The following is a 444-nucleotide window of genomic DNA, read 5'->3' on the forward strand; positions in this document are numbered from 1 at the left end:
GGCTCAGGCGGCCCGACGGGCGGCCATGTACTCGGGAACGGTCACCAGTGGTGGCCGTTCCACGGTGTCCACGGCGTGGTGGCGGGGCGTGAACCCGCCCTCGGGCACGCGGTCGAACTGGGTGATGCCGGGGCGGATCGGGATCACCCCCGGTGGCACGGGCAGACGGGACTGCGCGGTGTGCAGGATGGCGGCGGCCATTCTGCCCAGCGCCTGCCCGTCCTGGTGCCGGTGGCGGCGCACCCCCACGTCGACCTGGGCGATGGCGTCCAGCCCGCACAGGTCGAGGGTGTCCACCAGGGTGCCCAGTTCCACGCCGTAGCCGACGGGGAACGGCAGGCGCTCCAGCAGCGAGCGGCGGGCGGCGTACTCCCCGCCGAGCGGCTGCACCACACCGGCCAACTGCGGCCAGTGCAGATTCAGCAGCGGGCGTGCGACCAGCTC

General features: G+C 73.9%; 1 pseudogene. It reads right to left on the reverse strand.

From position 1 onward, the window contains the following. Nucleotides 1-3 precede the first annotated feature (3 nt). Nucleotides 4-444, reverse strand: a pseudogene (locus FNQ90_RS26570) (glucosyl-3-phosphoglycerate synthase); the annotation flags it as partial.

The organism is Streptomyces alkaliphilus, from assembly GCF_014141535.1.
GTDB classification, from domain to species: Bacteria; Actinomycetota; Actinomycetes; order Streptomycetales; family Streptomycetaceae; genus Streptomyces; species Streptomyces alkaliphilus.